This is a genomic window from bacterium, assembly GCA_026129405.1.
Taxonomy (GTDB): Bacteria; Desulfobacterota; Binatia; order DP-6; family DP-6; genus JAHCID01.
Genome location: JAHCID010000001.1, coordinates 786,986 through 804,383, shown reverse-complemented (window position 1 = coordinate 804,383; position 17,398 = coordinate 786,986). Strand labels below are relative to the sequence as shown.

Sequence of the window (17,398 nt, the reverse complement as noted above, 5' to 3'; positions counted from 1 at the left end):
CCTCGCTGGACGCCGCAGCGCGACCGTCAGCCGCGCAGGCGCGGATCGCTCGACGCGTCGGCCACCGCGACGGCCCGCGCCGCGAGCGGCGCGGTCACGCGCATGCCGGAGAGGTCGGGCGTCAGGTCCGTGCCCATCAGCGCCCGCTTCAGGATGCCCTCGGCGATGACCGCGAGCTTCGTGTAGGCGAGCACCAGGTAGAAGTCGACGGCGCCGACGTCGCGCCCGCTGCGCTCGGCGTAGACGCGCACGAGCGTCTCGCGCGGGCCGAAGCCGTGATCGGCCGTCACGTGCGGAATGCCGGCCACCTGCGTTTCACCCGGCTGCGGCCAGTACATGAGGAGGTAGCCGAGGTCGGCGAGCGGATCGCCGAGCGTCGCCATCTCCCAGTCGAAGACCGCGACGATGCGGCCGGGATCGGCGGGATCGAGCGCGACGTTGCCGAGGCGGAAGTCACCGTGGACGATGGTCGCGGGCGGCGACACCGGCACGGCGGCGCGCAGGCGCCGCAGCGCCTCCTCGACGTCGGGCAAGGGCGCCGTCCGGTTGCCTTCCCACTGCTTGCCCCAGCGCTCGACCTGGCGCGCGAGATAGCCGTCGGGCTTGCCGAAGTCGGCGAGGCCGGCGGCTTTCCAGTCGACGGCGTGCAGCTTCGCGAGCGTCCCGGCCAGCGCCGGGCCGATGCGGGCACGGTCGGCGTCGGCCTCGGCGAAGCCGGCGGGCAGCTCGTCGTGGACGACGATGCCGGCGCGATGCTCCATCACGTAGAACGGCGCGCCGTTGACGTCGGCGTCGCGGCAGAGCGCGATCGGGCGCGCGACCGGCACGGCGGTGTCGGCGAGCGCGGACAGGATGCGGAACTCCCGCGCCATGTCGTGCGCCGTCGGCAGCACGTGGCCGAGGGGCGGCCGGCGCAACACCCACGTCCGCGCGCCGCCGCGCACCAGATAGGTGAGGTTCGAGCGGCCGCCGCTGATGAGCGTGAACGCGAGCGGCACGTCGCCGTCCGGCACCCGGGTGCGGAAGAAGTCGGCGACCCTGGCCGCGGCGATGCCGGGAACCTCCGCCGTCATCCCGTCACCTCGTCGCCGACGACGGCGCCGTCCTTCATCGTCACCGTGCGGTTGCCCCAGCCCGCGGCGCGCTGGTCGTGCGTCACCATGACGATGGTCGCGCCGCGCGAGCGGTTCGCGTCCTGCACCAGCGACAGGATCTGCTCGCCGGTGCGGGTGTCGAGGTTGCCGGTCGGCTCGTCGGCGAGGATCAAGAGGGGATCGACGACCAGCGCCCGCGCCACCGCCACGCGCTGCATCTCGCCGCCAGACAGCTCGTCGGGGCGATGCCGGCGGCGGTGGCCGAGGCCGACCTGCTCGAGCACGGCTTCGACCTTCGGCCGCACCTCGCGCTGCGCGCGACCGTCGAGCAGCAGCGGCAGCGCGACGTTCTCCTCCGCGGACAGCGTCGGCAGCAGGTTGAAGAACTGGAACACGACGCCGATGTGGCGACGCCGGAAGATGGTGATCGCGTCGTCGCTCATGCGCGCGATCGAGGTGCCGTCGATGAGGATGTCGCCCGCCGACGGCTGATCGAGCCCGCCCATGAGATGCAGCAGCGTGCTCTTGCCGGAGCCGCTCGGGCCGACGACCGCCACGAACTGGCCGGGCGCGATGTCGAGCGAGACGTCGGACAGGGCGCGAACGTCGGCGTCGCCCTGCCGGTACACCTTCTGCACGCCGCGCAGCGAAATCATGCTGGGAATGGTCGCACCAGGACTCGAACCTGGGACCTCCTGCGTGTGAAGCAGGCGCTCTAACCAACTGAGCTATGCGACCACAGCCAGAGGAGCCCGGGGTCGTACTCGAATCGCTCCGGGCGGTCAACGCAGCGACGGTGCCGTGACGCATGGAACCTGCGCGCTTGTGACCCGCGGGAGGCGTCCCTAGCCTCGACGACGACCCATGCGTCGGCCGCTGCTCTTCGTCGCGCTGCTCGTCGTCGCCGCGACGACGTCCGCCGATCCGGGCGGACGCCGTCCCAGCCGCCCGCCGGGTCCCGGGCCGGGCTACGGCAACGGCCTCGACATCTGGGTGCCGATCGATCCCTACGAGCACGAGCGCACCTGGTTCATGCACCGCTCCGACCGCTCGCTGGTGCCGCCGGCCGTCAGCATCGATCGTGATCCGTACGTCTGCGATCTCGACCAGCGTCGCTTCGCCGATCGCGAACGCTTCGTAGCGCACCTGCGCGGCGAGCACGGCATCCCGCGCGACGACATCCGTCGCGGCATCTACCAGGTCGACGGCCTCGTCCACTTCGCCGCGGAGTGACCCCGATCGGAGGCCGATGCATGCCCGACTCCGGGGCCTCTCCGGGTCCTGAAGGTGGTTGACCGTTGACGCACCGCGTAGTACCTCGGGTCTCCTGGGGACGGCGCAGGCCGTTCTCGACCACCGCAGAGGAGGAGAACATGGCAGAGAGCATCACCGCCCGTCTGACGTCCCTCGACGTGCGCGCCGCCGCGCAGCGCGTGCAGGCCGAAGGAGAGCGGCTCGTCACCCGCATCGGCAAGGACGCGCGCGACCTCGTCACCGCCGCCCGCACGCAGCCCACCGAGCTGATCGCCGACGCCCGCCAGCGCGCCACGCGCGCGGTCGAGACCTTCGCCAGCGAGCGCGCGCGCCTGCGCGAGCTGCTCGTGCAACGCCTGGGCGAGCTGGGCGACGTGTTCGCGCGTCGGGTCGGCGTCGCGTCGACTGAGCAGGTCGAGGCGCTCGCACAGCGCATCACCGAGCTCGAACGTCGCATCGACACGCTCGGCAAGCACGAAGCCGCCTGAGCGCGGCCCGGAGCGATCCGGGCTTCACGACCCCCGCGTCGGCCCGCCCCGGCGGCGTCCGACGCGGGTGCGGCGGCGACGGACATGACCGAAGCCGCCGCCCCCCGGCGTCTCGACACGCAGCCGATCGCCGGCGCGCACGTCGAGGCCCACCTTGCCGGGCAGCGCGATCCCGCGTCCCCCGCGTACGAGGACGTTGCGCCCCCGCGATCCCGGCCCACCGCCGGCGAGCCCGTACGGGCACTCGGTGCGACGCTCGGTCAGCAGCGTCACGTGCGCCGGCACGAGGAACTCGATCTCGCGCACGATGCCGTCGCCGCCGCGGTGCCGGCCCGCGCCGCCGGAGCGCGGCCGCAGCGCATAGCGACGCACGCGCAGCGGGTAGTACGCCTCGAGCGCCTCGATCGGCGTGTTCATCGTGTTCGTCATGTGCGTGTGGACGCCGGACGCGCCGGCACGCGTCGGCCCGCCGCCCGCGCCGCCCGCGAGCGTCTCGTAGTAGGCGAAGGCACGGTCGCCGACCGTCCCGCCGAGCGCGACGTTGTTCATCGACCCGCAGCTCGCCGCGGGGATGCGGTCGGGCAGCGCCGGCGCGAGCGCGCGCAGCAGCACGTCGACGATGCGCTGCGAGGTCTCGACGTTGCCGCCCGCGACCGCCGCGGGCGGGCGGGCGTTCACGATCGAGCCGTCGGGCGCGACGATCGTCAGCGGCCGCGCGAGCCCCTCGTTGGGCGGCACCGCTTCGCCCGCCAAGGCGGCGAAGACGTAGAGCACCGCCGAGCGCGTCACCGCGAGGTTGGCGTTGAGCGGTCCGCGCGACTGCGGCGCGCTGCCGCTGAAATCGACGTGCGCACGGCCGCCGCCGAGCCGCACCGCGACGCGCAGCGGGATGCGTGTCGCCCCCATGCCGTCGTCGTCGAGCACGTCGTGGGCGCGGAAGGTGCCGGCCGGCAGGCGGCGGAGCGCCGCACGCAGGACGGCCGCGGTGTAGTCCTTGAGCGCGGCCATCTCGCGTGCGAGCCGCGCGGTGCCGCCCGGACGCGCCGCAAGCTCGCGCAGCCGCTCCGCGCCGACGCGCAGCGCGGCCCACTGCGCGGCGAGATCGCCTTCGCGCTCACCCGGCACGCGCGTGTTCGCGAGGAACAGCGCCAGCACGTCGCGCACCATGCGGCCGCCCGCGACGAGCCGCACCGGCGGCAGGCGCAGGCCTTCCTGGAAGACGTCGGTTCCGAGCGGCATCGAGCCGGGGGCCATGCCGCCGATGTCGGCGTGGTGCGCACGGTTGGCGACGTAGGCGAACGGCCGCCGCGCCCCGCGGGCATGGACCGGCATGACGACGGTGACGTCGGGCAGGTGCGTGCCGCCGGCGAACGGGTCGTTCAGGACGACGACGTCGCCGGGCCCCATCGGCATCGCGGCGATCGCCGCGCGTACCGACAGCGGCGTCGCCCCGAGATGCACCGGGATGTGCGCCGCCTGCGCGACGAGCCCGCCGCCGGCGTCGAAGACGGCGCAGGAGTAGTCGCGACGCTCCTTGATGTTCGGCGACAGCGCGGTACGGCCGAGCGCGACGCCCATCTCCTCGGCGATCGCCGCGAGACGATGGTTCGCGACCTCGAGCGCGACCGGATCGAGCTCAGCCACGCGCTGCCTCCGCGCCGGCCCGCGGGGACGCAGGCGCCTCGAGCAGGAGCCCGCCCGTGCGGTCGAGCGACGCCCGCCACCCGGGCGGCACGACCGTGGTCGCGCTGTACTCGCAGACGATCGCCGGCCCGCGCTGCGTCCATCCGGCGGGCAGCGTCTCGCGGCGCAGCACCGGCGTGCGCACGGCGCGGCCGTCGAACACGACGCGCCGCTGGAGTCGCACCTCGGGACGCCCGCGCCGGCGCGGTCCGTCCGCCGGCGGCCGTCCGCCGCCGCCATGCGCACGCACGCGCAGGGTGACGACCTCGAGCGGACGGCTCGCGTCGGCGTGCCCGAAGCGGCGCTCGTGCAGCCGGTGGAACGCCGCCCGCCAGCCGCGTCCGTACGGCACCGCGATCTCGTACGACTGGCCGGCGTAGCGCACCTCGAGCGTCGCGGTGCAGCGCGCCGCGGGCACACCGTCGCGGGCCAGCGCGGCGCGCGCCTCGCGCTCGAGGGTCACGAGCCCGCGGCGCAGGACGGCGTCGGGCGGCTCCACCCGACGCAGCGTCTGGCCGACGTCGCGGATGAGATCGGCTGCGACCATGCCCCACGCCGACAGCAGACCCGGATGGGGCGGCACCCACACGCGCCGCATGCCGAGCGCACGCGCGAGGTCCGCCGCGTGGAGCGCGCCCGCGCCGCCGAACGCGACCAGCGTGAAGAGCCGCGGATCGAGCCCGCGCTCGACCGTGATCACCCGCAGCGCGCGCTCCATGGCCGCCGTCACCACGGCGACGACGCCGGCCGCCGCCTGCTCCACCGTGCCGCCGAGCCGGCGCGCCAGCGGCGCGAGCACGCGGCGTGCGCGCGCCGTCTCGAGCCTCATGGCGCCGCCGAGGAACTCGGTCTCGACGAGCCGGCCGAGGACGAGGTTCGCGTCGGTGACCGTCGGCCGCTCGCCATGTCCGTAGCAGGCCGGGCCCGGATCGGCGCCGGCGCTCTCCGGGCCGACGCGGAGCGCGCCGCCGGCGTCGATGCGCGCCAGCGAGCCGCCGCCGGCGCCGACGGTATGGATGTCGATCGTCGGAATGCGCACCGGCACGCCGCCGGCGACGGTCTCGGTGCGTGCCGCGAGCGGACCGTCGACGACGCTGACGTCCGTCGACGTGCCGCCCATGTCGAGCGTCAGGATCCGCACGATGCCCGCGCGGCGCGCGCGCGTCGCCGCACCGACGACGCCGCCGGCGGGTCCGGAGAGCACCGTGCGCACGGGCTCGGCGACGGCGGTCGCCATGCCGATGAGGCCGCCGTTCGACTGCATGACGCGCAGCCCGCCCGGAACGCTGCGGCCCAGCGTCCCGAGGTGCCGCGCCATCAGCGGGCCGACGTAGGCGTTCACGACCGTCGTCGCGGTGCGCTCGTACTCGCGGTACTCGCGCAGCAGGCGGTGCGACGCCGTCACGTGCAGGCCGAGCGGAGCGAGCGCGCGGCGCAGCCGCTCCTCGTGTGCCGGGTTGGCGTACGCATGCAGCAGGCAGATCGCGATCGCCTCGGCGCCCGCCCGGCGCACGTCGGCGGCGAGCCGCGTAGCCGCCGACGCGGCGAGCGGGCGCTCGACGCGGCCGTCGGCCAGCATGCGCTCGTCGACACCGAGCCGGCGCGCCGCCGGGACGAGCGGCTCGGGCAGCGCCGGCTCGAGCGCGTACAGCGCGGGCCGCGTCTGACGGCCGATCGCGAGCACGTCTTCGAAGCCCGCCGTCGTGAGCAGCACGACGCGCGCCCCTTTGCGCTCGAGCAGCGCGTTGGTCGCGACCGTCGAGCCGTAGTGCAGCACGGTCGCGGCGTCGGCTCCGAGCCGGCGCAGCCCCTCGCGGACGGCGCGCGCCGGATCGTCGGGCGTCGAGCGGACCTTCACGACGCGCAGGCGACCGCCGGCGACGGCGACGAGGTCGGTGAAGGTGCCGCCGGTGTCGGCGCCGACGAGGACGACCGGGCTCAGGCGGCGCTCGAGCTCTTGCTCTCGGACTTGCTCGGCTTGGCCGGCTTCGTCTCCGCCTTGGCGGACGGGGTGCTGTCGGACTTCGACTCCGAGGACGACGTCCCGCTGCTCTCGCTCTTCGCGGACGACTCGCCGCCGCCCTTGCCGGAGCGGGCGTAGTCGGTGACGTACCAACCGGAGCCCTTCAGCTGAAAGCTGGTGCTCGAAATGAGCCGCTTGACCTTACGCTTGCACGTCGGACACTTGCCGATCGGGTCGTCGGTGATCCGCTGAGTGATCTCGAAATCGCCGCACTTCTCGCACCGGTACTCGTAGATCGGCATGCGGCGGCTCTAACCACCGGCCTCCCCCCTGTCAACGCGAAGCCGCGGCGCGAGACGCGCGCGCACGGTCGCCGCGTCGAGCCCGGCCACCCGCCATCGCTTCTCGCGGCCGCGCGCCCCGGACTCGAGCACGACGTCGCGCGGCGGGACGTCGAGGAGCCTCGCGATCAACGCCTGCACGGCGGCGTTGGCCGCGCCCTCGACGGGCCGAGCCCGCACCCGCAGGCACAGGGCCGTGCCATGGAACCCCGCAAGCTCGTCGTGACGCGCGCCGGGCCGGACGTGCACGCGGAGGATGCACCCGTCCGCGTCCGCCAGGACCCAGTCGCCGGGATCAGGCAAACGGCAGCATCGCCGGCACGGCGGAGATGCGGTCCGCCAGCTCGTAGAGGCTCTGGACGACGAAGATGCGCAGGAACTGGATCGCCAGGATCACCACGAGCGGCGAGAAGTCGATGCCGGCGGCATAGACGAAAGGCAGCCAGCGCCGCACCTGGTAGAGGACCGGCTCGGTGACCGCACGCAGGAAGCGCACGATCGGGTTGTACGGATCCGGGTTCACCCAGGAGAGCAGCGCCGAGATGATGAGGACCCAGAAGTACAGGGTGAGCAGCGCGTCCAGGATGGACGCCACCGCGAACGTGAACTGACGCAGCAGGACGCCGGGCACGAACGGCTCAGGCCGCCGCCAGCTCGCGGGCGCGACGGGTGGCGGTCTCGACCGCCGTGATCACCGCCTCACGGAAGTGCAGATTCTCGAGCGCCCCGAGTCCCGCCAGCGTCGTGCCGCCCGGCGAGGTGACCATGTCGCGCAGCTCGCGGGCGGAGAGCCCGCTCTCGCCGAGCATCGCCGCGGCTCCGCCCAGCGTCGCATGGGCGAGTTGGGTGGCGAGCGTCTGCGACAGCCCGCCGCGTACACCGCCTTCGATGAGACACTCGGCGAAGAGATAGACGAAGGCCGGCCCGCTGCCCGACAACGCAGTCACCGCGTCGAGCAGGTCCTCGCCGGTGATCGCCACCGCCTCGCCGACGGCCTTGAACAGCTTCAGGGTGGCCTTCATGTCGGCCGGTGTGGCGCGGGCGCCGGCGACGGCGACCGAGATGCCCTTCCCGACCAGCACGGGGGTGTTCGGCATCACCCGGACGACCCGCCCCTGTCCCCCGAGACCCGCCTCGAGCCGCCGCAGGGGAAAGCCGGCCGCGATCGAGATGAAGAGCTTCTTCGGGTTGGCCTCGGCCCGGATCTCCTCGAGGACCTGGGCCATGGCCTGCGGCTTCACTGCCAGGATGACCGTCTGCGAGCCGCGGACGAGGTCGCGGTTGTTGCGCGTGCCCTCGATCTTGTGGGCGCGCTTCAGGCGACGCACCTGGGCGTCGACCGGGTCGCTGACCCAGAGATCCGCAGGCTTGTAGCGCTGCGCGTCGAGAAAGCCCCGGATGAGGGCCGAAGCCATGTTTCCCGCGCCGATGAAGCCGATCTTCTTCATGAACCCTCCCGCCACGGAGCGCTCCTCCGGGGACCGAAGAGCGCGCGACCCAGCCTCACGAGCGTGGCTCCTTCCTCGATGGCGAGCGAGAAATCGTCGCTCATTCCCATGGAAAGGTGGGGCATTTCAACCCCGAGCGACCTCGCGGTCGCGTCCCGCAGCGCCCGGACCGCAGCGAAATGCGCCCGGACCGCCTCCGCGCCAGCCCCTGCCGGTGCGATCGTCATCAACCCGAGCAGCTCGAGGGATGGCATCCCCACGACGACGCGCGCCAGCTCCGGCAGCGCTTCCGGCAAGACGCCCCGCTGCCCCGCGCGGCCGGCGGCGTTCACCTGGATCAGGACCGGCAAGCGGCGGCCCGCGGCGGCGGCCTCCTCGCCCAGCGCCCGTGCCACGGCCGGGGTGTCGAGCGACTGGATCACGTCGAACACCGCCACGGCCGCGCGCACCTTGTTGCGCTGGAGGCCCCCGACGAGATGCCAGCGGCCGGCGCCGACCTGCAGGCGCTTGGCGCGGGCCTCCTGGACGTAGTTCTCGCCGAGGTCCGTCAGGCCGCCGGCGAGGGCCTCACGCACCACCTCGGGCGGCATCGTCTTGGTGACGGCGACGATGCCCACCTCGTCCGCCTTCCGCCCAGCGCGCCGCGCGATTGCGGCAACCTCCGCACGCACCGCCGCGATGCGATCCACCGCGGCGTCTGGCTCGGCAGGCACGTGCGCATGCTCGTGGCGGGTCGGCTGCGAGTCAAGTTGCCGGCACCGGGGACGCATGGTAGCGCCGGAGGGGCGTCATGTGGCGCCGTACGGCGTGGTGGGTTGCTGGGCTCGTGGTGGCGGCCGGCTGCCTCGCTCCCCGGCCAACACCGCGGAGTCCGAGAGAGGAGGCCGGCCCCGCGCAGGGGGTGGTAGGTCGTGCCTCTGCCGCACCGCGCCAGGCGACGTCCGCACGCTCGCCGCTGCTCGCCGCGGTACGCCAGCGGCCCGAGCTCGGCGACCTCGCGCTGCACCTCCGTGCGACGCAGGCGGCAGCGCGCGACGACGCCGACACGGCCAGCAGCTTCGCGCGGCGGCTACGCGCCAATCACCCCGATTCGATCTGGCTCGGCTCCACCGCGGTGACCGTCGGCCGAGTTCGACGTCGAACCGGCGACCTGCCCGGGGCGGCCGAGTGGTTCGTGCTGGCGCGCAGCCGTCTCGCCGGCAGCGACCCACGCGCGACGCTGGCGACGCTCGGTCTTGCCGAGATCGCCTACGCCCGCGGCGACGATGCCGACGCCCTCGACCTCGCAAGCCAGGTCCGTACCGCCCGCCCGAAGAGCCTCGCCGCACGCCGCGCCCGACGCATTGCCGAGCGCGCCCGGCAGCGCCAGCCGGCGCTCGGCCTCACCCCGCAGGCACGGATCACGGAAGCCGGCCTGCGACTCGACGAGGGCGACTCCCGGGCGGCGCTCGACGCGGCGATGGCGGTGATCGCCACCGATCCGCCGCCCCGCCTGCGTGCAGAAGCGCTGTGGGTGCGGGCCCGAGCCGAGCGGGCGCTCGGGGGCCGCAACGTCGCCGAGGAGATCTGCCGCGAGCTCGGCGCACACGCCCCGGCCGACCTCGGCAGCCGCGCGCTCGCCGCCGCCGCACGCTGGCGCTGGAACGACGACGACGACGCGGGCGCGCAGGTGCTCTTCCGCGAGCTGCTCGCACGCTTCCCGGACGGGCGCGAGGCGCCGGAGGCGCTGTACGCGATCGGGCGCATCGATCAGGAGGCGGGACGCTTCGACGCCGCCGGCGCGGCCTACGGCGAGGTGGCCGAGCGCTGGCCGGCGTCCCGCAACGCCGACGACGCGCGCTGGCGTGCCGGCTGGGTACAGTATCTCGCCGGCAACCCGGCCGCCGCGGCCGAGCACTTCGCTGCACTCGCGGACGACAGCCCACGCGCGACGCGTATCGCCGCGGAGTACTGGGAGGCGCGCTCGCTCGAGGTGCTCGGCGATCCGCGCGCGCCGGCGCGCCTCCAGCACGTCGCCGAACATCATCCGACGACCTACTACGGCGCCCTCGCCCGTCTGCGACTCGGCATGCCCGCGCCGGTCGCCGACCCGGAGCTGGTCGTCGCCGCGTCGCGGCCCGCGTTTCCCGAAGACCTGGGCGGTCCGCACGCCGACCGTGCACGGGCCTTGTGGGAGCTGGGCTATTTCCGCCTCGCCCGGCTCGAGATCGACGCGCTCGCGGACGCCGCCCCCGCCGAATCGGTTCTCGCCGCCTACGCCGCCGTCGACGCGCCAGGCGCCGCGTTGCGCGTCGCCCGCAGCCGCGTCCTCGGCTCCGACCGCCAGTACCTCTACCCGCTGGGATACTGGGACGTCGTCCGCGAGCAGGCGGCGGCGCGCAACCTCGACCCGCTGCTGGTGACCGCGCTGATCCGCCAGGAGAGCCTGTTCACGCCCGACGCGGTCTCACACGCCGACGCCCACGGGCTCATGCAGCTCCTGCCGGGGACGGCGCGCGAGGTCGCCGCCGCCACCGGCATGCCGCCGCCGGACCGCGCTGCGCTCCACCGCGTCGGCACCAACGTCACGCTCGGCACGGCGCTGCTGCGCCGGCTGCTCGACCGCTACCAGGGCTCGCAGGTGAAGGCGCTGGCCGCCTACAACGCCGGCGTCGACGCGGTGACCAAGTGGGAGCGCCGCTACGGCGAGCGGCCGGAGGACGAGTTCGTCGAGCTGATCAGCTTCCGCGAGACACGCGACTACGTGAAGTCGGTGCTCCAGCACTATGCGACCTACCGCGACCTCTACGTGCCGGCCCCGAGCCCGCTCGCGACCAGCGACGGCAGCCCGCCGAACGCGCCATTCGACATGATGACGATGACGTCGCCGGGCGTCGCCGATCCGACGAGATAGTCGCGGATCGCCGGTACGCCGTCGAGCGTGCGCGCGGGGATGCCCCGCTGGCCGAGATCGCCCGCCATCGTCTCGGGATCGAGCCGCTCCTCGACCGGGATCGGGTCGTTCGCCTTCGCGAACACCGCGGCCAGCACCACCTCGTCGGCGGTGCCCAGCGCCTCGGCGTACTCCCGCTGGAACACGCGGCGCCGGCTGGTGTTGGAGCGCGGCTCGAACACGGCGCGCAGCCGGCGTCCCGGATAGCGCAGCCGCAGCGCCGCGAGCGTGCCCGCGACCGCGGTCGGGTGGTGCGCAAAGTCGTCGATCACCGTGATGCCGCGCCGCTCGCCGACGACCTCCTGCCGGCGCTGCACGCCGCGGAACGCCGACAGCGCCTCCGCCGCCGCCGCGAAGCGCACGCCGGCGCGCTCGGCGAGCAGCGCGACACCGAGCGCGTTGCGCGCGTTGATGACCCCGGGCACGCGGAGCGCGAGCTGGCCGAGGACGGCGGCGCCGTCGCGTACCGTACAGCGGGTGATCGTCCCGTCGTCGGTGAGATCGGTGATGCGGTAGCGGTTGTCGGCGCCGAGCCCGTACCAGCCCACGTCGGCGGTGGTGTCGCGTGCGACGTCGCGAAGGTGCGGGAAATCGCCGCAGGCGACGAGGAGCGCGCCGGGCGCGAGCAGCCCGAGGAGCTTGCGGAACGCGGACTTCACGTGGTCGACGTCGCGGTAGATGTCGGCGTGGTCGAACTCGACCGCGCCGATCAGCACCGCCTCGGGGCGGTAGTGGAGGAACTTGGCCTCCTTGTCGAAGTAGGCCGAGTCGTACTCGTCGCCCTCGATGACGAACCAGGGGCTCGCACCGAGGCGTGCGTTGGCGCCGAGATCGCGCGGCGCACCGCCGATGAGCCAGCCGGGATCGCGCCCGGTCTGCTGGAGCACCCACGCGAGCATGCTCGCCGACGTCGTCTTGCCGTGCGTGCCGGCGACGACGAGCGGCTTGCGCGTGACGAGGAAGAGCTCCTCGACCGCCTGCGGGAACGACATCGTGCGCAGGCCCTGCTCGCGCGCCGCCGTGGCCTCGGGGTTCGTGCTGCGCACGGCGTTGCCGCACACGACGAGGTCGACGCCGCGCAGCCGCGCGGGATCGAAGCCGCTCTGCACCGGTACGCCGAGCGCCTCGAGCAGGGTGCTGGCCGGCGGATAGACCTGCTCGTCCGAGCCCGTGACCTCGTGCCCCGCCTCGCGCAGCAGGCCGGCGAGGCCGCTCATACCGACGCCGCAGGCCGCGATCAGATGGACCTTCATGTGCCCCTTCGTCGTTGGCCGTCAGGCGTCGAGCGCCGCCCAGATTGCGTCGTGGATGCGCGGGCGCACTTCGCGGATCTTCTCGTTGTTGCGCGTCGGGTGCACGCGGTTCGTGAGGAAGACGACGTGCGCGTCGCGCTCGAGGTCGACCCACACCGACGTGCCGGTGAAGCCGAGGTGGCCGACGGCGTGCCGCGAGACGCGCGCGCCGGCGCTCGAGCCGGTGGCCGACGGCGTGTCCCAGCCGAGCGCCCACGTCGAGCCGGGGACGGACGTCTCGCGCGTCCACATCTCGCGCACGAGCGCGGCGGGCAGGAAGTCGTCGTCGCCGTGCAGGCAGGCGCGCAGGCGGGCGAGCAGCGTGTGGACGTCCATCGCCGTCGAGAACAGGCCCGAGTGGCCGGCGACGCCGCCGATCGCCCAGGCGTTGTCGTCGTGCACCTCGCCGCAGAGCACCTTGCCGCGCCAGGGGCAGCGCTCGGTCGGCGCGATCATCTCGGTCACCGGCACGAGCTTCTGCACGCGCAGCTTCGAGAGGTCGACGAAGCCGGTCGCGCCGAGGCCGAGCGGCCGGAAGATGCGGTCGTGGCAGACGCGGTCGAGGCTCGCGTGCGACAGTAGCTCGATCAGCTCGCCGAGCAGGATGAAGCCGAGGTCGCTGTAGACCGCGCGCGTACCCGGGTCGTACTCGAGGCGCTCGCGGTGGATGCGCTCGTAGACCGTCTGCCGCGCCCCCTGGCTGCCCATGTAGTTGAGGCGGCCGTGCCGGGCGTCCTTCTGCACGTCCTTGAAGAACGGCCGCCAGGCCGCGAGTCCCGAGGCGTGACAGAGCACCTGCCGGATGGTGACGTGGGTCTTGCCGTGTACGCCGAAGTTCGGGACGAAGCGGGTGATGCGGTCGTCGAGCCGCACCTTGCCGTCGCGCACGAGGCGCATGAGGGCGACGGTGGTCGCCAGCGGCTTGGTGAGCGACGCGAGGTCGAAGACCATGTCCGGCCGCATCGGCATCCGCTCGGGATCGAGGCTGCGGTGGCCGAAGGCGGCGTGCCAGACGATTTCGCCGCCCTGGGCGACCAGGATCACCGTGCCCGGGAAGGCACCGGCACGGACGGCCTGCTCGAGCACCTCGGCGGCAGCGCCGAAGTCGCGCGGCCGCCGATCGGGTCGGGGAGCCGGCATCGTCATGCGACCGCGCCCTCGAGGGCGCGCAGACGGCCCGCGTCCGCGTCCAGCTCGACGAGCGTGCCGAGCGGGAGGGCGAGGTTCTCGACGTCCGACTCGGCAGGGTCGTGGCCCGCCGGCAGCCCGAAGGCGACGGGGAAGTGGGCGCCGGTGAAGGCGTCGCGGGCGACCGCCAGCGCGTCGAGCCCGTCCTGGGCCCGACAGGCGGCCATGCTGCCGAAGACCACGCCGGCGATGCGATCGAAGCTCCCGGCCTGCCGCAGCTGGGTGAGCAGGCGGTCGAGGCGGTACGGCCACTCGTGGACGTCCTCGAGGAAAAGGACGGCCCCGTCGAAGCGCGGCGTCCAGGGCGTGCCGAGCAGCGTGACCAGCACCGAGAGGCAGCCCCCGAGCAGCGGGCCCCGCGCGGTGCCGGGCCGGATCGTGACCGGCGCCTCCATCTCCCAGCGGTAGTCGGGTTCGGTGAGGAGGCGATGCAGGTGCTGGAGGGAGCGAGGCAGGAGGCCGCGGGCGACGTCGGTCGAGATCATGGGGCCGTGCACGGCGCCGACACCAGCCTCGACGAGCGCGCTCAGGAGGGCGGTCGCGTCGCTGTAGCCGACGACCGGCTTCGGTGCTCGGACGAGGGTCTCGAGGTCGAGACCTGGCACCACGCGTTGGCTGCCGTAGCCGCCGCGCGCACAGAACACCGCGTGGATACCCTCGTCGTCGAGCATGCGCTGGAGGTCGCTGCGGCGATCGTCGTCGGAGCCGGCCAGGTAGCCGCGGCGCGCGAGGACACGCTCGCCCACGACGACCCGGAATCCGAGCCCTTCCAGCACCCCCACACCCACCGCCAGCCGTTCCGCGTCCACCGCCCCCGAAGGCGCCACCACGCCCACGGTATCGCCGGTCCGGAGTCTGCCGGGTTTTCCGATCGGCGATCTCCTCAACCTCGCGCCCGTGTATCGACAAGGCGATGGGGAGTCAACGCGTGAATCGGCGCTATTGCAAAACCAACTCCACGCATCTAAGTGACCGATCGTGCGGCCGTCTCCGGCGCAGATCGCTCGCGTGGTGGACGCCCTCGTGCGGCGCCTCGTCGAGGCCGACGTGGTCGCGCTGACCGCCGGGGAGACGGTCGTGCGGGAGCGGTTCACCGCCCTCCTCAACGCCAACTTCGACACCGCGGAGGAGATCGAGAACCAGGCCCGCGCCGAAGCCGAGAAGCTGGTCCGGCAGGGCGCCCCCGGCGTACGTCGCGAGGATCTCGACCTCCGCCGCGTCGAGCAGCTCGTGAAGCAGCGCATCGCCAAGGCCCGGGGGTTCGACCTGTGACCCTGTCCGAGGGACGCCTCTCCCATCTGGCGCAGTCGATCCTGAAGGCCGTCGTCGGCGGCAAGCTCGGCACCGTGCGCAACGAGCACCGCTTCCTCGTGGAGGTCAAGAAGATCCTCCTCGAAGCCTTCGACAGCGATGGGCGGCTCGACCAGGCGGTGCGCGCCCGCATGCCGAAACGCGTCCTCCCCGGCAGCCGGGAGTGGGACGTCCTCTATCAGAAGTACCTGGACGAAGAACGACGCAAGCTGTCGGGACGCTGAACCGCCTCGGCGCTTGACTCGCGGGGCGCGGTGATTAGTTTGCGCGCGCCGCGCGGGCGATTCCGTGCGGTGCTGGGCCGCGTCCGCGCCCCGGCGTTCCCGGGAACCCCCGCATTCGACGAAAGGAGCATTCGGCAATGAAGATCAGGCCTCTTCACGACCGTGTGGTCGTGAAGCGACTCGAGCAGGACCTCGAGAAGACGAAGGGCGGCATCATCATCCCCGACACCGCGAAGGAGAAGCCCCAGCAGGGCAAGGTCGTCGCGATCGGGAAGGGTAAGGTCAACGAGGACGGCAAGACGTTCCCGCTCGACGTCAAGGTCGGTGACACGATCCTCTTCGGCAAGTACTCGGGCTCCGAGATCAAGGTCGACGGCGAGGAGCACCTGATCATGCGCGAGGAAGACATCCTCGCGATTCTGGAGGGCTGAGCAATGGCTGCGAAGATCATCAAGTTCCACCAGGACGCGCGTGACCGCATCCTGCGCGGGGTCAACGTGCTCGCGGATGCGGTGACGGTCACCCTGGGGCCTCGCGGCCGCAACGTCGTCATCGAGAAGTCCTTCGGCGCGCCGAACGTCACCAAGGACGGCGTGACGGTCGCCAAGGAGATCGAGCTCGAGGACAAGTTCGAGAACATGGGCGCGCAGATGGTGAAGGAGGTCGCCTCGAAGACCTCCGACGTCGCCGGTGACGGCACCACCACCGCGACCGTGCTCGCCCGGGCCATCTTCACCGAGGGCCTCAAGATGGTGGTCGCCGGCCACGACCCGATGGCGCTGAAGCGCGGCATCGACAAGGCCGTCGCCAGCGTCACCGACGAGCTGAAGAAGCTCTCGAAGCCGACCAAGGAGCAGAAGGAGATCGCCCAGGTCGGCACCATCTCCGCCAACAACGACCCGACCATCGGCGACATGATCGCCGAGGCGATGAGCAAGGTCGGCAAGGAAGGCGTCATCACGGTCGAGGAGGCCAAGAGCCTCGAGACGCAGCTCGAGGTCGTCGAGGGCATGCAGTTCGACCGCGGCTACTCCTCGCCGTACTTCGTGACCGATCCGGAGCGCATGGAGGTCGTCTTCGAGGACGCCCTGCTCCTCATCCACGAGAAGAAGATCTCGTCGATGAAGGACCTGCTCCCGCTGCTCGAGCAGGTCGCCCGCTCGGGCAAGCCGCTCGTCATCATCGCGGAAGAGGTCGAAGGCGAGGCGCTCGCGACGCTCGTCGTCAACAAGATCCGCGGCACCCTCAACACCGTCGCGGTGAAGGCGCCCGGCTTCGGCGACCGCCGCAAGGCCATGCTCGAGGACATCGCCATCCTCACCGGCGGCAAGGTGATCGCCGAGGAGCTGGGCGTGAAGCTCGAGAACGTGACGCTCAACGACCTCGGCCGTGCGAAGCGGGTCGTGGTCGACAAGGACAACACCACGATCGTCGACGGCGCCGGCAAGAAGGCCGACATCGAGGGCCGCATCAAGCAGATCCGCGCCCAGATCGAGGAGACGACGTCCGACTACGACCGCGAGAAGCTCCAGGAGCGCCTCGCGAAGCTGGTCGGCGGCGTGGCGGTCATCCGCGTGGGTGCCGCGACCGAGATCGAGATGAAGGAGAAGAAGGCCCGCGTGGAAGACGCCCTGCACGCGACCCGGGCGGCCGTCGAAGAGGGCATCGTCCCCGGCGGCGGCGTGGCCCTGATCCGCGCCAGCGCCTCGCTGGAGAACCTCGAGACCTCCGAGGAGGAGCAGTTCGGCGTCCGCATCATCCGCCGGGCGATCGAGGAGCCGCTGCGCTGGATCTCCAGCAACGCCGGCAGCGAGGGCTCGATCGTCCTCGACAAGGTCCGCGGCGGCAAGGGCGGCTTCGGCTACAACGCCGCCACCGAGACCTTCGAGGACCTCCTCAAGGCCGGCATCATCGACCCGACGAAGGTCGTCCGCACGGCCCTCCAGAACGCCGCGTCGGTGGCGAGCCTCCTGCTCACCACCGAGGCCATGGTCGCCGAGAAGCCGAAGGACGAGTCCGTGCCGGCGATGCCCCCGGGTGGTATGGGCGGCATGGGTGGCATGGGCGGCATGATGTAGGAACGAAGCCGCGCGGGCCGGGAGCCCGTGCGCATTGCGCGAGGGCTCCCGGCCGCAGGGTCGGGAGCCCCCGCCGTTTCGGGGGCCCGTTCGGGACCGCGC

Annotated in this window: 19 protein-coding genes and 1 tRNA gene; 7 read left to right on the top strand and 13 right to left on the bottom strand. The window is 72.8% G+C overall.

The features are described from left to right. Positions 1-26: 26 nt before the first annotated feature. From KIT14_03730 to KIT14_03720, 3 genes are all read right to left on the bottom strand, one after another. Positions 27-1,073: a phosphotransferase family protein gene (locus tag KIT14_03730; GenBank protein ID MCW5889640.1), complete on the bottom strand. Its 1,047-nt coding sequence runs from the start codon at positions 1,071-1,073 to the stop codon at positions 27-29. After that, complete coding sequence (locus KIT14_03725; protein ID MCW5889639.1) at positions 1,070-1,750, bottom strand: ABC transporter ATP-binding protein; 681 nt, start codon at positions 1,748-1,750, stop codon at positions 1,070-1,072. Before KIT14_03725 ends, KIT14_03730 begins: the two co-directional genes overlap by 4 nt. Before the next feature lie 8 nt (positions 1,751-1,758). Continuing rightward, positions 1,759-1,832, bottom strand: a tRNA-Val gene (locus KIT14_03720). Positions 1,833-1,958: 126 nt separating this feature from the next. On the opposite strand from KIT14_03720, the gene KIT14_03715 reads away from it, so the two are divergent. Together KIT14_03715 and KIT14_03710 are read left to right on the top strand one after the other, a co-directional pair. Further along, entirely contained in the window at positions 1,959-2,327 is a 369-nt protein-coding gene (locus KIT14_03715; GenBank protein MCW5889638.1) for a hypothetical protein, read from the top strand. A gap of 140 nt (positions 2,328-2,467) precedes the next feature. Continuing rightward, on the top strand, positions 2,468-2,836 hold the full coding sequence (locus tag KIT14_03710) for a hypothetical protein (GenBank protein MCW5889637.1): 369 nt from the start codon (positions 2,468-2,470) through the stop codon (positions 2,834-2,836). A 24-nt stretch (positions 2,837-2,860) separates the two neighbouring features. On the opposite strand, the gene KIT14_03705 is transcribed toward KIT14_03710, so the two are convergent. The 7 genes from KIT14_03705 to KIT14_03675 are packed head-to-tail and all read right to left on the bottom strand — an operon-like array spanning position 2,861 to position 9,041. Beyond that, positions 2,861-4,480, bottom strand: coding sequence for a hydantoinase B/oxoprolinase family protein (locus KIT14_03705; GenBank protein ID MCW5889636.1), 1,620 nt, complete (start codon positions 4,478-4,480; stop codon positions 2,861-2,863). Then, a complete protein-coding gene (locus KIT14_03700) occupies positions 4,473-6,461 on the bottom strand; it encodes a hydantoinase/oxoprolinase family protein (GenBank protein ID MCW5889635.1) in 1,989 nt (662 codons plus the stop codon). The genes KIT14_03705 and KIT14_03700 overlap by 8 nt, the downstream gene beginning before the upstream one ends. Next, complete coding sequence (locus KIT14_03695; GenBank protein MCW5889634.1) at positions 6,458-6,784, bottom strand: zinc ribbon domain-containing protein; 327 nt, start codon at positions 6,782-6,784, stop codon at positions 6,458-6,460. Before KIT14_03695 ends, KIT14_03700 begins: the two co-directional genes overlap by 4 nt. A gap of 9 nt (positions 6,785-6,793) precedes the next feature. Then, positions 6,794-7,102, bottom strand: coding sequence for a DUF167 domain-containing protein (locus KIT14_03690; GenBank protein MCW5889633.1), 309 nt, complete (start codon positions 7,100-7,102; stop codon positions 6,794-6,796). 16 nt (positions 7,103-7,118) lie between these two features. Then, a complete protein-coding gene (locus KIT14_03685) occupies positions 7,119-7,442 on the bottom strand; it encodes a YggT family protein (protein MCW5889632.1) in 324 nt (107 codons plus the stop codon). A gap of 19 nt (positions 7,443-7,461) precedes the next feature. Beyond that, positions 7,462-8,271, bottom strand: a complete 810-nt coding sequence (locus KIT14_03680) for a pyrroline-5-carboxylate reductase (GenBank protein MCW5889631.1) — start codon at positions 8,269-8,271, stop codon at positions 7,462-7,464. Beyond that, positions 8,268-9,041: a YggS family pyridoxal phosphate-dependent enzyme gene (locus tag KIT14_03675; protein MCW5889630.1), complete on the bottom strand. Its 774-nt coding sequence runs from the start codon at positions 9,039-9,041 to the stop codon at positions 8,268-8,270. Before KIT14_03675 ends, KIT14_03680 begins: the two co-directional genes overlap by 4 nt. Before the next feature lie 131 nt (positions 9,042-9,172). On the opposite strand from KIT14_03675, the gene KIT14_03670 reads away from it, so the two are divergent. Then, positions 9,173-11,164 (top strand): transglycosylase SLT domain-containing protein, encoded by a 1,992-nt coding sequence (locus KIT14_03670; protein ID MCW5889629.1) that lies wholly within the window; start codon positions 9,173-9,175, stop codon positions 11,162-11,164. Here KIT14_03670 and KIT14_03665 read toward each other — a convergent pair. Genes KIT14_03665 through KIT14_03655 form a run of 3 tightly spaced genes read right to left on the bottom strand, consistent with a single transcriptional unit; the run spans position 11,056 to position 14,492 of the window. Further along, complete coding sequence (locus KIT14_03665) at positions 11,056-12,456, bottom strand: hypothetical protein (protein MCW5889628.1); 1,401 nt, start codon at positions 12,454-12,456, stop codon at positions 11,056-11,058. The genes KIT14_03670 and KIT14_03665 overlap by 109 nt on opposite strands. A gap of 21 nt (positions 12,457-12,477) precedes the next feature. Next, complete coding sequence (locus KIT14_03660) at positions 12,478-13,641, bottom strand: beta-lactamase family protein (protein MCW5889627.1); 1,164 nt, start codon at positions 13,639-13,641, stop codon at positions 12,478-12,480. Beyond that, positions 13,638-14,492, bottom strand: a complete 855-nt coding sequence (locus KIT14_03655) for an LD-carboxypeptidase (GenBank protein MCW5889626.1) — start codon at positions 14,490-14,492, stop codon at positions 13,638-13,640. Before KIT14_03655 ends, KIT14_03660 begins: the two co-directional genes overlap by 4 nt. A 169-nt stretch (positions 14,493-14,661) precedes the next feature. Here KIT14_03655 and KIT14_03650 point away from each other — a divergent pair, with 169 nt between their 5' ends. The 4 genes from KIT14_03650 to groL all read left to right on the top strand — a co-directional run bounded on the left by KIT14_03650 (position 14,662) and on the right by groL (position 17,296). After that, positions 14,662-14,955, top strand: a complete 294-nt coding sequence (locus KIT14_03650) for a DUF507 family protein (protein ID MCW5889625.1) — start codon at positions 14,662-14,664, stop codon at positions 14,953-14,955. Then, on the top strand, positions 14,952-15,218 hold the full coding sequence (locus tag KIT14_03645) for a DUF507 family protein (protein ID MCW5889624.1): 267 nt from the start codon (positions 14,952-14,954) through the stop codon (positions 15,216-15,218). Before KIT14_03650 ends, KIT14_03645 begins: the two co-directional genes overlap by 4 nt. A 137-nt stretch (positions 15,219-15,355) precedes the next feature. Then, positions 15,356-15,649: a co-chaperone GroES gene (gene groES / locus KIT14_03640; GenBank protein ID MCW5889623.1), complete on the top strand. Its 294-nt coding sequence runs from the start codon at positions 15,356-15,358 to the stop codon at positions 15,647-15,649. A 3-nt stretch (positions 15,650-15,652) separates the two neighbouring features. After that, positions 15,653-17,296, top strand: coding sequence for a chaperonin GroEL (gene groL / locus KIT14_03635; GenBank protein ID MCW5889622.1), 1,644 nt, complete (start codon positions 15,653-15,655; stop codon positions 17,294-17,296). Positions 17,297-17,398 lie beyond the last annotated feature (102 nt).